Origin of the sequence: Streptomyces sp. McG3, from assembly GCF_018619185.1 — a bacterium.
GTDB lineage: Bacteria > Actinomycetota > Actinomycetes > Streptomycetales > Streptomycetaceae > Streptomyces.
The window spans coordinates 21,054-34,510 of the sequence record NZ_JAAXYC010000002.1; the positions used below are offsets into that span (position 1 = coordinate 21,054).

Sequence of the window (13,457 nt, forward strand, 5' to 3'; positions counted from 1 at the left end):
CCCAGGCACCCCGTCCAAGAGCCCGGCCGCGCACCGCGGCCGGGCTCCGGTCATTCCCGGCAGGGCTCGCCTCAGCCGATGCGGAGCAGGAGTTCGGGGCGGTCCCACATGACCGCCGGCGGGTCGGCCCGCACCGTGCCGACGGGTTCGGCGCCGATGCTCCGGTAGAAGCCCTCGGCGGGCGGGTGGGAGACGATCCGGACTGCCGTGAGTCCGGCGCTCCGGGCCTCCTCGCGCAGATGCGCGGCGAGCAGTCGGCCGACGCCGAGCCCCTGGGCGGAGTCGGCGACGAACATCAGGTCCAGTTCCGGCGGATCGAGGAGCAGCGCGTAGAAGCCGAGGACCAGGCCCGTACCGCTGTCCGCGGCGACGAAGACCCGGTGCGCCTCGATGTAGTCCGGCCCGACCCGGTAGCCCTCGACCATCGGGGCGTACGGGCCCTCGTAGGCACCCGATGTGCGGACGAGCCGGGTCAGCCGGCCGGCGTCGCCCGCCGAGGCCCGGCGGACCGTCACGTCGGCACGCTGTGGGGTGCGCCCGCGCCGCCGCACTGCCCTGCCCGATCCCATACGGCGAGTATGCGGCACCGTGGTGGCGGCTTCAGGCCGGGTGGCGTTCCTCACGCCAGCGGCGGACGGTCCCGTCCACGTCGAAGGGGACCAGCCGCAGCGGCGGGCCCTCGGGAGGCATCCGGATCGCCCGCTCGATCTTCTCGTTCACCTCGGTCAGGATGCGCCGCACCTCGGCCTCGGTGCGGGCCGCGGAGACCGCGCCGGGTACGTCCTCCGCTTCCTTGCGCAGGGCCAGCGCGGGCGGCAGCATCGACACGCCCTCCCGCTGCATCTTCTGCTTGATCCACCAGGCCTCGTCGTACGGGCGTTCCAGGCCGGCGATCGGCTTGCCGAAGCCCGGGAGCGCGGAGAAGTCGCCGCGTTGTTCAGCCTCGTGGATCTGCCGGTCGACCCAGGACTCGAAACTGACCCCCGGTGGTTTGCGCTCCGTCATCGCGTGCCCCTCCGACCTGCCGCCGATCCGACACGTTCACCCTACACAGAGCGTTGCGCGGAGCCCTTCCGTCGGAGGGCCGCTGCCTCGAACGGGGATCCGGGGGTACACGAACCCCTGTACATCGCTCGGCGGTTGCCGCCGGGCTCGGACCGGAAGGGGTTGACCACTGTGCGACAGCAGAGCTACGTACCGGCCGATGAGCGTCGGGGGAGGTAGCCATGACGACAGCGATCATCATCATCGCCGTGGTCGCCGTGGCGGCCGTCGCCGCGTTCTTCCTGCTCCGTGGACGTCCGGCCGGCGGCAGGGGGCTGCGTGGCCGCTTCGGGCCGGAGTACGACCGCGTGGTCGCCCGGCACGGCGGGGACACCGCGGCGGCCGAGCAGGAGCTCGGCGACCGGGTGAAGCGGCACGGGCACCTCGACGAGCGCCCGCTGACCGAGGAGGCGCGCGCACGGTACGCCGCCCGCTGGGCGAGCGCCCAAGAGCTCTTCGTGGAATCGCCGGAGCGGTCGCTCACCGAAGCCGACGCGCTGCTGGCCGATCTGTCGCGCGAGCGCGGCTTCCCGGACGGCGAGGACTTCGAGGACCGTACGGACGCGCTCTCCGTCCACCACGCAGCGCACGTCGACGGCTACCGCCGGGTGCACGCCGCTCGTCGCGGGGAGGTGAGCACCGAGGAGATGCGTGAGGCCCTGGTCGAGGCCCGCGGGCTCTTCGACGGCCTGCTCGCGGACGGTTCGTCGGGCCGTGAACACGGCAACAGTCATCTGGTGAAGGGACGCGGTACATCATGACGCGGACACCGAACGGAAAGTCGGATCTGCCCGAGGGCGCGGGCCCCATCGACACGGGTACGCCCGTGAGGGGCCCGGGCGCGCCCGTGACGGCTCCGAGGACGGTCACGGGCGAGGAGCCGGCCGGCCGCACCGGGGCGGACCCCCGTACCGCCCCCGGCCCCGCGGTCTCCGAAGCCCCGGGCCCCACGGTCCCGCACGCCGGACCGGACACCGCCCGGGGGCCGGCCGAGGACGGGGCGCACCCCGGCAGGCCGCTGTTCGCCCCCGAGGAGCAGGAGGCGTACGCCGCCCGGATCCAGCAGGCGGTGACCGGGTTCGTGGAGGACCCGCACCGGGCGGTGCGGGAGGCCGACGCCACCTTCGACGAGGTCGTCGCGAGCCTCGGGGCCGCCCTGGAGGAGCGTGGGCGGCGCCTGCGCGCGGGGAAGGACGGGAGCGACCCAGCCACCGGGGCGGAGACCGAGGATCTGCGGATCGCCCTCCAGCACTACCGCGACCTGACGGAACGCCTCGTGCGCCTGTAGCCGGGACCGCTCCAGCACGTCGAAAGGTGGCCGGTCCGGCCGGGGAACTCCCTGCCGGACCGGCCGCCTTTCCGCGTCCCCGCCCTGGTGCCGGCGCCGCGCTCCGGCCGGTTCAGCCGCGGATCACGAGGCCCTCGCGCAGCCGCTCCAGTACGGCGTCGGGTACGCGCAGCCCGTCGCGTACGTAGCCGTCGAGGCCGCCCCAGCGTTCGTCCATGGCGTCGAGCGCCACGTCCAGGTAGCGGGGGCGGACCTCGATGACCGCCGCGGCGACGGCGGGGTCGCCGCCACCGTCCAGGAACTTCGCCACGTACGGGGCGAAGGCGGCCCGTACGGCGGGATTGACCGCGAGGAAGTCCGACCGCACCGTCGCGCGGGCCGCCCCCAGGAGCATCAGCAGGACGGCTGCCGCCCAGCCGGTGCGGTCCTTGCCCGCCGTGCAGTGGAAGAGCACCGGGCGCGCACCGGGGTCGGCGGCCGTCTCCAGAAAGGCCCGGTAGGCGGCCGCGGCGCCCGGCGAGAGGACCATCTTCCGGTAGGTCTCGGCGAACAGTTCCTCGGCCCGGCCGCCCCCCAGCGTCCGTTCCGCCTCCGCCGGGTCGGCGAGCAGGGACCGCAGCCGGGCGGGCGCCACGCCCGGGTGGTCGCCCAGGACATCGGCGACGAAGAGCCTGGCCCGGTCCGGCAGCCGGTCCGGGGCCCACTGGCGTTCGTCGGCGGTGCGCAGGTCCACGACGGTGCGGATACCGAGCGCGGACACCGCCCGGTCGCTCGCCGGGTCGAGCTCGCTCAGCTGACCCGAGCGGAACAGGACGCCCTGGCGCACCCGGCGGTCACGGCCCAGGGCGATGCCGCCCAGGTCGCGCAGATTGACAACGGTGGCGGCCGGAACGGTTCGGGCGGTCTGCACGATGAACTGCCTCTTTCCCCGATGAATTCCAGGAATTCCACATATCAGGATCAACGTCGTATGCAGTAAGGAAAGCGCCACCGGAGAACGCCGGGCGGCCTCCCGGGGCGTCGGCCGGACATCAGTCCGACAGGAGCTTCGTCTTCTGTTCCACGAACTCGGCGTCGGTGAGGACCTCCCGCCTCCACAGTTCGGCGAGCCGCTCCAGCCGGGTGATGATGTCGTCCCCCGTGACCTCCTGGTCACCGGACGCACCGGCCCCGAGGCGCTCGTGCGCGACGAACGTGCCGCCGGCCTCGCGGGCCGCGCGGGCGAGCCGTGTGGTCCACAGGTCCTCCCGGACGACGATCGCCACGACATCGCCCGCGGGCACTGCCCGGTCGAGCCTCTCGAGGTCCTCCGCGCCCAGGGCCGCCGCCGCCCCGCCCTCCGCCGTATCGGCGGGAACCACTCCCTCGGGGTCCAGCTCCCGCAGTTCCACCGGGGCCAGCGCGCCGCCCTCGGCCCTGGTGACGAAGGCCAGGTCGCCCGCCCGTACGGCTCCGGACGACACGGCGCCGGCGAGCGCGGGGGCGACCGCCCCGGTGAAACGACTGCCGGGGAAGGCGATGACGAGGTACTCCACAGGTCCGACGGCCACGGTCGCGTCCTCTCCGTATCCCGGCGGCCACGGGGGCGCCGGGGTGGATACGGCATTCCAGGGATGACATAGAAAATCAGGAAACTTCGCACATAATATGCATCACTGTCCTGATTCATCCCGATGTCGAGAACCGTCGTGTTGCCGCCGCCCACCCGCCACGCCGACTATGCGACCGTATGTAACGGATCACGTACCTGAGCGAGAGGGCAAGGTCACAGCATGCGCCCCTGCTGCTGGTTCGGCGCACTGGCCTAGCATCTGACCATGACGGTCCAGCCTGCTGACGGGCTCTCTCCCACCGCCGCGTTCCCCGACCCCTCCCATGACCAGTGGCAGACCCTCGTAGAGGGCGTACTGCGCAAGTCGGGCAAGGAAGTCTCGGGCTCGGCCGCCGAGGAAGCGCTGTCCACCACACTGGAGGACGGGCTCATCACCCGCCCCCTCTACACCGCGCAAGACGAGACGCCGGACACCGGCTTTCCCGGCTTCGCCCCGTTCACCCGGGGCAGCAGGGCCGAGGGGAACGCGGCAGGCGGCTGGGATGTGCGCCAACGCCATAACCTGACCGACCCCGTACGGCTCAACGAGGCCGTACTCGGCGATCTGGAGAACGGCGTCACCTCCCTCTGGCTCACCGTGGGCGGCCCGGTGGGCGTCCCCGTCGACGGGCTCGCCCGGGCGCTGGAAGGCGTGTACCTCGACCTCGCGCCCATCGCCCTCGACGCCCCCGCCGACCTGGACGCCGCGGCGACGGAGCTGCTGCGGCTTCACGGGGAACGCGGCGTCGCGAAGAGCGAGGCGCGCGGCACGCTGGGGGCCGACCCGCTCGGCCACGAGGCCCGGACGGGCGTCGGGGCGGACCTCACCGCCGCCGTGCGCTGGGCGCGGGTGTGCGACGCGGAGTACCCGGGAATCCGGGCCATCGCCGTGGACGCGCTCCCCTACCACGAGGCCGGCGGTTCGGCCGGCGAGGAGTTGGGGCTCTCCCTGGCCGCCGGCGTCGCTTATCTGCGGGCCCTGACCGGGGCCGGGATGAGCGTGGAAGCGGCCTGCGGGCAGCTGGAGTTCCGCTACGCGGCCACCGCCGACCAGTTCCTGACCATCGCCAAGCTGCGCGCGGCACGCCGGCTGTGGGCGCGGGTCGCCGAGGCCTCCGGAGCCCCCGCCGCCGGATCCCAGCGGCAGCACGCCGTCAGCTCGCCGGTGATGATGACGCGGCGCGACCCGTGGGTGAACATGCTGCGCACCACGCTGGCCACGCTGGGCGCGGGGGTGGGCGGCGCGGACTCCGTGACCGTGCTGCCGTTCGATCACGCGCTGGGCCTGCCCGACGCGTTCGCGCGGCGGATCTCCCGTAACACCTCGACGATCCTCATGGAGGAGTCGCACCTGGCACGGGTCATCGACCCGGCGGGCGGCTCCTGGTACGTGGAGCGTCTGACCGACGAACTCGCCTCGGCCGCCTGGTCGTTCTTCCAGGAGACCGAGCGGGCCGGCGGTCTGCCCGCCGCCCTGCGCTCCGGGATGGTCGCGGAGCGGCTCGCCGCCACCTGGACCGCACGCAGTGCGAAGCTGGCCCGTCGCAAGGAGCCCATCACCGGGGTGAGCGAGTTCCCGCAGCCGGGCGAGCGCCCCGTGGAGCGGGAGCCCGCGCCCGACGCGTACGCGGGTGCTCCGGGCGGGTTGCCCCGGGTCCGGCGGGACGAGGCGTTCGAGGCGCTGCGCGCCCGGTCGGACGCGCACCTCGCGGCGGCCGGGAGCCGCCCGAAGGTGTTCGTCGCCGCGCTGGGTCCGGCCGCCGCGCACACCGCGCGGGTCTCCTTCGCCGTCAACCTCTTCGGGGCGGGCGGCATCGAGGCGGTCCACGATCCGGTGTCGGTGGACGCGGACACCGCCGCCGGCGCGCTGACCGCCTCCGGGGCGACCATCGCCGTTCTGTGCTCGTCGGACGCGCTGTACGCCGAGCAGGCGGAGCAGGTGGCCGGTGCGCTGAAGTCGGCAGGAGCGGCGCGGGTGTTCCTCGCGGGACGCCCCGGCGAGTACGCCGATGTCGACTCCTATGTCTTCGCCGGCTGCGACGCGGTCGCCGTTCTCACCTCCGTACTCGACCGCATGGGAGTGGCGTGATGCCGACATCGCCCACGGACCGGAAACCCTCCGTTCCCGACTTCTCCGACGTGCCGCTCACGGCGGCCGAGCCGCCCGCCGGTTCCGCCGAGGAGTGGCAGGCGGCCGTGACGAAGGCCGCCGACGGCTCCGATGCCCCGCTCTGGGAGACGCCCGAGGGGATCACGGTCAAGCCGCTCTACACCGGTGAGGACCTGGAGGGCCTGGACGCGCTGCACTCGTATCCGGGGATCGCCCCGTATCTGCGCGGGCCCTACCCGACGATGTACGTCAACCAGCCCTGGACGATCCGTCAGTACGCAGGTTTCTCCACGGCCGAGGAGTCCAACGCCTTCTACCGGCGCAACCTCGCGGCAGGTCAGAAAGGTCTGTCGGTCGCCTTCGACCTGCCGACCCACCGGGGTTACGACAGCGACCATCCCCGGGTGACCGGCGACGTCGGCATGGCCGGGGTGGCGATCGACTCGATCTACGACATGCGCCAGTTGTTCGACGGCATTCCGCTGGACCGGATGTCGGTGTCGATGACGATGAACGGCGCGGTGCTCCCCGTGCTGGCGCTGTACATCGTGGCCGCCGAGGAACAGGGCGTACCGCCCGAGAAGCTGGCCGGGACCATTCAGAACGACATTCTGAAGGAGTTCATGGTCCGCAACACCTATATCTATCCGCCGTCGCCGTCGATGCGGATCATCTCCGACATCTTCGCGTTCACCTCGAAGAAGATGCCGCGCTACAACTCCATCTCGATCTCCGGCTATCACATCCAGGAGGCCGGGGCGACGGCCGACCTGGAACTCGCCTACACCCTGGCCGACGGGGTGGAGTATCTGCGCGCCGGACGTGAGGCCGGGCTGGACGTCGACGCGTTCGCGCCGCGGCTCTCGTTCTTCTGGGCGATCGGCATGAACTTCTTCATGGAGGTCGCGAAGCTGCGGGCGGCCCGGCTCCTGTGGGCGCGTCTGGTGCGGCAGTTCGACCCGAAGAACCCCAAGTCCCTCTCGCTGCGCACCCATTCGCAGACGTCCGGCTGGTCACTGACCGCGCAGGACGTGTTCAACAACGTGACGCGTACGTGCGTGGAGGCGATGGCCGCGACGCAGGGGCACACCCAGTCGCTGCACACCAACGCGCTGGACGAGGCGTTGGCGCTGCCCACCGACTTCTCCGCCCGCATCGCCCGTAACACGCAGCTCCTGCTCCAGCAGGAGTCCGGCACCTGCCGGGTCATCGACCCGTGGGGCGGCAGCGCGTACGTGGAGAAGCTGACGCGGGACCTGGCGGACCGGGCCTGGCAGCACATCGAGGAGGTCGAGGCGGCCGGCGGCATGGCGAAGGCCATCGACGCGGGCATCCCCAAGCTCCGGGTGGAGGAGGCCGCCGCACGCACGCAGGCGCGGATCGACTCCGGGCGGCAGCCGGTGATCGGGGTGAACAAGTACCGGGTGGAGACCGACGAGAAGATCGACGTCCTCAAGGTCGACAACTCCTCGGTGCGCACCCAGCAGATCGAGAAGCTGCGCCGGCTGCGCGAGGAGCGCGACGAGGTGGCGTGCCAGGAGGCGCTGCGCGCGCTGACGGCCGCCGCCGAGCGTGACCCGGGCCCGGGCCTGGAGGGCAACCTGCTGGCGCTGGCGGTCGACGCGGCGCGGGCGATGGCCACGGTCGGGGAGATCTCGGACGCGCTGGAGAAGGTGTACGGGCGGCACGCCGGGCAGATCCGTACGATCTCCGGTGTGTACCGCAAAGAGGCAGGAGAGTCCCCTTCGGTGGACCGCACCCGTGCACTGGTCGAGGCCTTCGAGGAGGCGGAGGGCCGCCGTCCGCGCATCCTCGTCGCCAAGATGGGGCAGGACGGGCACGACCGGGGCCAGAAGGTGATCGCCACGGCCTTCGCCGACCTGGGCTTCGACGTGGACGTCGGCCCGCTGTTCCAGACTCCCGGCGAGGTGGCGCGGCAGGCCGTCGAGGCCGACGTGCACATCGTGGGCGTCTCGTCGCTGGCGGCCGGACACCTCACGCTCGTGCCCGCGCTGCGTGAGGAACTGGCCGCCGAGGGGCGCGAGGACATCATGATCGTGGTGGGCGGGGTGATTCCGCCGCAGGACATCGAGGCGCTGCACGAGGCGGGCGCCGCCTCGGTCTTCCCGCCGGGGACGGTGATCCCGGACGCGGCCCACGACCTGGTGACGCGGCTCGGCGCCGCGCTCGGACACGAGCTGTGAGCCGCTGACCGGATGGCTGCGAAGATCGACATCGACGGTTATGTGCAGGGAGTGCTCGACGGGAAGCGGGCGTTCGTGGCGCGCGCGATCACGCTCGTCGAGTCGACGCGGGCCGAACACCGGGTGCTGGCGCAGCAGTTGCTGAGCCGGCTGCTGCCGCACGCGGGGGCGGCCCGGCGGATCGGGATCAGCGGGGTGCCGGGCGTGGGCAAGTCCACGTTCATCGACGCGCTCGGCACGATGCTCACGGGGCTCGGGCACCGGGTGGCGGTGCTGGCGGTCGACCCGTCCTCCAGCCGTACGGGCGGCTCCATCCTGGGCGACAAGACCCGGATGGAACGCCTCGCGGTGGACCCGGCCGCCTTCGTCCGCCCCTCCCCCACGGCGGGCACGCTGGGCGGGGTGGCGAAGGCGACCCGGGAGTCGATCGTGGTGATGGAGGCCGCGGGTTACGACGTGGTGCTGGTGGAGACGGTGGGCGTCGGGCAGTCGGAGACGGCGGTGGCCAACATGGTCGACACCTTCCTGCTGCTGACGCTGGCCCGTACCGGCGACCAGTTGCAGGGCATCAAGAAGGGCGTCCTGGAGCTGGCGGACGCCATCGCGGTCAACAAGGCCGACGGCCCGCACGAGCGTGACGCCCGCTCGGCCGCGCGCGAACTGGCGGGCGCGCTGAGGCTGATGCATCCCGCGGACGCGGCCTGGACCCCCCCGGTGCTCACGTGCAGCGCGCGCGAGTCGAGCGGTCTCGACACCCTGTGGGAGCGACTGGAGCAGCACCGGACGCTCCTGGAGTCGACCGGCCGGCTGGCGGCCAAGCGCCGCGACCAGCAGGTGGACTGGACGTGGACGATGGTCCGCGACGAGTTGCTGGACAGTCTGCACAGCCACCCGGCGGTGCGGAAGCTCGCACCGGAGCTCGAACAGCGGGTACGGGAGGGCACGTTGACGGCGACGCTGGCCGCCGAGGAGATCCTCGGGGTGTTCCGCGGGGGCGAGTTCCGTGAGGGCGTGGCGCGTCGCGAGGGTGGCTCGGAAGAGTCCGGCTGACGGCGTCACCGTCGCCCGCCGAGGCCCCCTGGCATCCGCCAGGGGGCCTCGGCGCTTTCGGAGACCGGCGGGCAAAGGGGCCCCGGCGGGCAGGGCACGGCGGCCCAGGGCCCCTCCGACAGTCCGGCCGGGCCACCTACTCGTACCGGTACTTCAGCGACTCCGCCTCGTTCCGCTCGATGTCGGCGATCGTCAGCCGCGGCATCCGCAGCTGGGCCAGCGTCACCTCGGCCGAGGTGGGCTGGGCGTCCGCCGGCAGCCACTGTTCCGGCTTCCAGGCCCCGCTGCGCATCAGCGACTTGGGGCAGTGCGGGTAGACCTCCTCGATGCCCACCACCAGCGCGCTGACCGGCGGTTTCCCCACGGCGGTCAGCTGGGACAGGAGCTCCGGGCGGGTGGAGACGCAGGCCCGGCCGTTCACCCTCAGCGTCGTCGTCCGCCCCGGGACGAGGAACAGCAGTCCGGCCCGACCGGTGGCGATGACGTTCTGCAGGGTGTCCAGGCGCTTGTTGCCGGTCGCGTCCGGAATCGCCACCGTCCGGGAGTCCAGGACGCTGACGAACCCGGTGGGGCCGCCGCGCGGGGAGACGTCGCAGTTGCCCTCGGCATCCGCGCTGGAGATCAGGACCAGTGACGAGCAGCTGATCAACCGCCGCGTCTGATCGGTGAGTTCGGTCATCTGCTTGCGGATGGCCGCGTCGCCGGGAAGCGCGTATGCACGGCGCAACGCCTCCTGGTCCGAAACCGCGTCGGAGCGGAGCGAGTCGAAGGCGCTGCCGGCCAGTGATGTCGTCATGCGCACGACCCTAACGACCCGGCCCACGGCCGCTCCCGGCCGGTGGACAGAAGGGCACGAACATTGTCGCAGCGCTGTTATATTAGCACTGTGACACATTCCGATCCCACAGCGCGCCCCGACCCCTGGCACTCCCTCCACGAACTTCTGGCAGCCATGGACGCCGAGATCGAGCAGGTCTACATCGAGCGGGGCATCGAGGGCGTACGGCCCCGATTCGCCTATCCGTTGATCCGGCTGGCGCACACCGGACCGCTGACCATCCGCGGGCTCGCGAAGTCCCTGGGGCGCTCACATTCCGCGATCAGCCAGACCGTCGCCGCCATGCGCAAGGCGGGGCTCGTCACCTCCGAGCCCGGGCCCGACGCCCGCACCCGCCGCATCGACCTCACCGACCACGCCCGGTCGCTGGTGCCGTTCCTGGAGGCGGAGTGGCGCGCCACCCACAGCACGGTCGCCGAGCTGGACAGCGAGGTCCCGTACGCGATGACCGCCGTCGTCGAGGAGGTGCGGCAGGCCCTGGAGCGGAGGTCGATGCGGCAGCGGATCCTCGACCATCTGACCGAGCCACCGCGATGAAGCGGCGTGCCGGCGGCCCGTTCCTCGACACCCGCCCGCTCCGGGGCAATCAGCCGTTCCGCGATCTGTGGATCGGCACCTCCGTTTCCCAACTCGGCGGCCAGGCAGCCAATGTGGCGGTGCTGGCCCAGGTCTGGGAGTTGACGGGCAGCCCGGTGGGCACGGGTGCCATCGGGCTCGCCACCGGTCTGCCGATGGTGCTGTTCGGCCTGCTCGGCGGGTCCCTGGCCGACGCCTACGACCGCCGTACGGTGGTACGGGCCAGCACCGCGGGGCAGGTACTGGCCGCCGCGGGGATGTGTGCCCAGGCCCTGGCGGACAACCGCAGCGTGCTGCTGCTGCTCGCCCTGGTCGCCCTGGGAACGAGTTGCGGCGCTCTCGGCGCACCCGCGCGGCGCACCCTCCCGGTCCGGCTCCTGCCGGGCGACCAGGTGGCGGCCGGGCTCGCGTTGACCAACGTCTCCTTCCAGGCGGCGATGCTGGCCGGTCCCGCGCTGGCGGGGCTGATCATCGCCGGCTGGGGCTTCGCCGCCGCGTACGCGGCCCAGGCCGTGGCCGTGGCGATCGCACTGCTCGCGGTGGTCCGCCTGCCCGCCATGCGCCCCGAAGGCACCGGCGCGGCAGGCGGCGGACCCCGGACGGAGCGCGGCGGTCTGCTGATCGTGCTGCGCCGCCCGACGCTGTGGGGCTCGATGGCCACCGACCTGTCCGCGACGCTGCTGGCCATGCCCATCGCGCTCTTCCCCCTGGTCAACGAGAACCGCTTCGGCGGAGACCCGCGGACCCTCGGCCTGTTCCTCTCCGCCGTCGCGGTCGGAGGGATCACGGCCGGCCTGCTCTCCGGCACGGTGACGCGCCGGCGCCGCGCCGGTCTCGTGCAGCTCTACGCGGCAGGGACCTGGGGCCTGGCGCTTGCCTGCTTCGGCCTGGCGGGGCCTTTGTGGCTGGCGCTCGGCTGTCTGGCGGTGGCGGGCGCCGCCGACACCGTTTCCGTCGTCACCCGCAGTGCGCTGATCCAGTGGGAGACCCCGGACGCCTTTCGGGGGCGGGTCTCCTCGGTGGAGCATGTCATCGGCGTCGCGGGCCCCGAACTCGGCAACGTGCGCGGCGGCCTGGTGGCGTCGGCCACCTCCGCCTCCTTCTCGCTGGTCTCCGGAGGGCTGTCCGCCGTCCTGGCGATCGCCGCCGTGTACGCGACCAACGCGCCCCTGCGCGCCTACCGCACGCCGACCGCCCCCGAGAAGCCGTCCGCCCCCAAGCCCCTCGCCCCGGCACAAGCGGCGCCCGACTAGGCCGGTTCCGACGCCGACCGCCGGCACGCGGACGGTCGGTACGGCGGGCGCCCCGTCGGACGGTTGTTCCGACCGATGTACCGACGAATTTCCCTCGCACCCCCGGCTCGCGGTGGTACAGTGCGATGAGCACATGTGCATGCCCCTTCTCATCGGGCACCGGTGCTCATTCCTCTCCACCGCTGTCGCGCCCGTCCTTTCCGACCGGCGATCCAGCTCCTTCCCAGCGTTTTCGCTGTCTCTCCGGCCCAGGGCCTTCCGTGCCCTCGGTGCGTGGCGTGATTCTCGCCGCCCCTCCGTTCGCCGGTCCCCTCATTCGCCTGTCCGCGAAAGGACCCCTCCCATGACCACCACACTCGAACGCCCCGCGACCGGGAAGCAGCGCCCCGTCCGGGTCGCCGGCCTCCTCGACACCGCCGACGACGGCCACGGCATGCTCCGTGTCCACGGCGGCCACCCCTCCCCCGACGACATCCAGGTGTCGGCCGCCCTGGTCCGCCGCCTCGGGCTGCGCAAGGGCGACGCGGTCGAGGGCGGCTGCGACCGGCCGCGCGTCCTGTCCTCGGTCGACCGTGTGAACGGACTCGCCGCGGAGGAGCTGCGGGGCCGTGCCCGCTTCCGCGACCTGACGCCCGTCCACCCCCGCGAGCGGCTGCGCCTGGAGACGCCGCACGGCGGACCCGCACCGCGCATCGTCGATCTGGTCTCCCCCGTCGGGAAGGGCCAGCGCGGTCTCATCGTCGCACCGCCCCGTACGGGCAAGACCGTGCTGTTGCAGCAGATGGCCGCCGCGGTCGCCACCAACCACCCCGAGGCGCACCTGATGGTGGTGCTGCTCGACGAACGACCCGAGGAGGTCACGGACATGCGCCGCTCCGTACGCGGCGAGGTGTACGCGTCGACCTTCGACCGGCCCGCGCGGGAGCACATCGCCCTGGCCGAACTCGCCGTCGAGCGAGGCCGGCGCCTCGTCGAGCAGGGCCGGGACGTGGTGATCCTGCTGGATTCCCTCACCCGGCTGTGCCGGGCCCACAACAACGCGGCCCGCGCGGGCGGCCGGACCCTCAGCGGTGGCGTCGACGCGGCGGCCTTGTCCGGCCCCAAGAAGCTTTTCGGCGCGGCCCGTTGTGCCGAGGAGGGCGGTTCGCTGACCATCCTGGCGACGGCCCTCGTGGAAACGGGTTCGCGGGCCGACGACTTCTTCTTCGAGGAGCTGAAGAGCACCGGCAACATGGAGCTGCGCCTGGACCGCTCCGCCGCCCAGGCACGGGTCTTCCCGGCCGTCGACATCGCCCGATCCGGCACCCGCCGTGAGGAACTCCTCTTCGGCCAGGTTGAGTTGATGGCCGTGAGGGCCCTGCGCCGCGCCCTGAGCACGCGGGACGGCCAGGGCGCCCTTCAGGTACTGCTCGACAGGGTCCGGCGCACCCCGGACAACGCGGCCTTCCTGCGGCAGGTGCAGCCGACGGTGCCGGGCGCCTGAGCGCCGGCACCGGTCGGGGT

At 72.6% G+C, this 13,457-nt stretch carries 13 protein-coding genes; 8 read left to right on the forward strand and 5 right to left on the reverse strand.

Annotated elements, in window-relative coordinates; genetic code table 11:
• Positions 1–71: 71 nt before the first annotated feature.
• Positions 72–569, reverse strand: coding sequence for a GNAT family N-acetyltransferase (locus tag HET64_RS00505; RefSeq protein WP_215100999.1), 498 nt, complete (start codon positions 567–569; stop codon positions 72–74).
• Positions 570–600: 31 nt separating this feature from the next.
• A complete protein-coding gene (locus tag HET64_RS00510; protein ID WP_215101001.1) occupies positions 601–1,005 on the reverse strand; it encodes a DUF1992 domain-containing protein in 405 nt (134 codons plus the stop codon).
• A 221-nt stretch (positions 1,006–1,226) separates the two neighbouring features.
• On the opposite strand from HET64_RS00510, the gene HET64_RS00515 reads away from it, so the two are divergent.
• Entirely contained in the window at positions 1,227–1,805 is a 579-nt protein-coding gene (locus tag HET64_RS00515) for a hypothetical protein (protein WP_215101003.1), read from the forward strand.
• A complete protein-coding gene (locus tag HET64_RS00520) occupies positions 1,802–2,332 on the forward strand; it encodes a hypothetical protein (protein WP_215101005.1) in 531 nt (176 codons plus the stop codon). Before HET64_RS00515 ends, HET64_RS00520 begins: the two co-directional genes overlap by 4 nt.
• 112 nt (positions 2,333–2,444) lie before the next feature.
• Here HET64_RS00520 and HET64_RS00525 read toward each other — a convergent pair whose 3' ends face one another.
• Together HET64_RS00525 and HET64_RS00530 are read right to left on the reverse strand one after the other, a co-directional pair.
• On the reverse strand, positions 2,445–3,242 hold the full coding sequence (locus HET64_RS00525; protein WP_215101007.1) for a tyrosine-protein phosphatase: 798 nt from the start codon (positions 3,240–3,242) through the stop codon (positions 2,445–2,447).
• Between the two features lie 121 nt (positions 3,243–3,363).
• A complete protein-coding gene (locus tag HET64_RS00530; protein ID WP_215101009.1) occupies positions 3,364–3,882 on the reverse strand; it encodes a DUF6325 family protein in 519 nt (172 codons plus the stop codon).
• A gap of 267 nt (positions 3,883–4,149) precedes the next feature.
• Between HET64_RS00530 and HET64_RS00535 the strand changes: the two genes are divergently transcribed.
• The 3 genes from HET64_RS00535 to meaB are packed head-to-tail and all read left to right on the forward strand — an operon-like array spanning position 4,150 to position 9,287.
• Positions 4,150–6,012, forward strand: coding sequence for a methylmalonyl-CoA mutase family protein (locus HET64_RS00535; protein ID WP_215101011.1), 1,863 nt, complete (start codon positions 4,150–4,152; stop codon positions 6,010–6,012).
• A complete protein-coding gene (gene scpA, locus HET64_RS00540; protein WP_215101013.1) occupies positions 6,012–8,237 on the forward strand; it encodes a methylmalonyl-CoA mutase in 2,226 nt (741 codons plus the stop codon). The genes HET64_RS00535 and scpA overlap by 1 nt, the downstream gene beginning before the upstream one ends.
• A gap of 12 nt (positions 8,238–8,249) precedes the next feature.
• A complete protein-coding gene (gene meaB, locus HET64_RS00545) occupies positions 8,250–9,287 on the forward strand; it encodes a methylmalonyl Co-A mutase-associated GTPase MeaB (RefSeq protein WP_215101014.1) in 1,038 nt (345 codons plus the stop codon).
• Between the two features lie 136 nt (positions 9,288–9,423).
• Here meaB and HET64_RS00550 read toward each other — a convergent pair whose 3' ends face one another.
• Complete coding sequence (locus HET64_RS00550; RefSeq protein WP_215101016.1) at positions 9,424–10,083, reverse strand: MSMEG_1061 family FMN-dependent PPOX-type flavoprotein; 660 nt, start codon at positions 10,081–10,083, stop codon at positions 9,424–9,426.
• 90 nt (positions 10,084–10,173) lie between these two features.
• Here HET64_RS00550 and HET64_RS00555 point away from each other — a divergent pair, with 90 nt between their 5' ends.
• The 3 genes from HET64_RS00555 to rho all read left to right on the forward strand — a co-directional run bounded on the left by HET64_RS00555 (position 10,174) and on the right by rho (position 13,437).
• Positions 10,174–10,662: a MarR family transcriptional regulator gene (locus tag HET64_RS00555; protein ID WP_308369688.1), complete on the forward strand. Its 489-nt coding sequence runs from the start codon at positions 10,174–10,176 to the stop codon at positions 10,660–10,662.
• Complete coding sequence (locus HET64_RS00560) at positions 10,659–11,954, forward strand: MFS transporter (protein ID WP_215101018.1); 1,296 nt, start codon at positions 10,659–10,661, stop codon at positions 11,952–11,954. The genes HET64_RS00555 and HET64_RS00560 overlap by 4 nt, the downstream gene beginning before the upstream one ends.
• A gap of 343 nt (positions 11,955–12,297) precedes the next feature.
• Positions 12,298–13,437 carry a transcription termination factor Rho gene (rho, locus tag HET64_RS00565; RefSeq protein WP_215101026.1) on the forward strand — a complete coding sequence of 380 codons (1,140 nt, stop codon included), beginning with the start codon at positions 12,298–12,300 and terminating at the stop codon, positions 13,435–13,437.
• Positions 13,438–13,457: the final 20 nt, after the last annotated feature.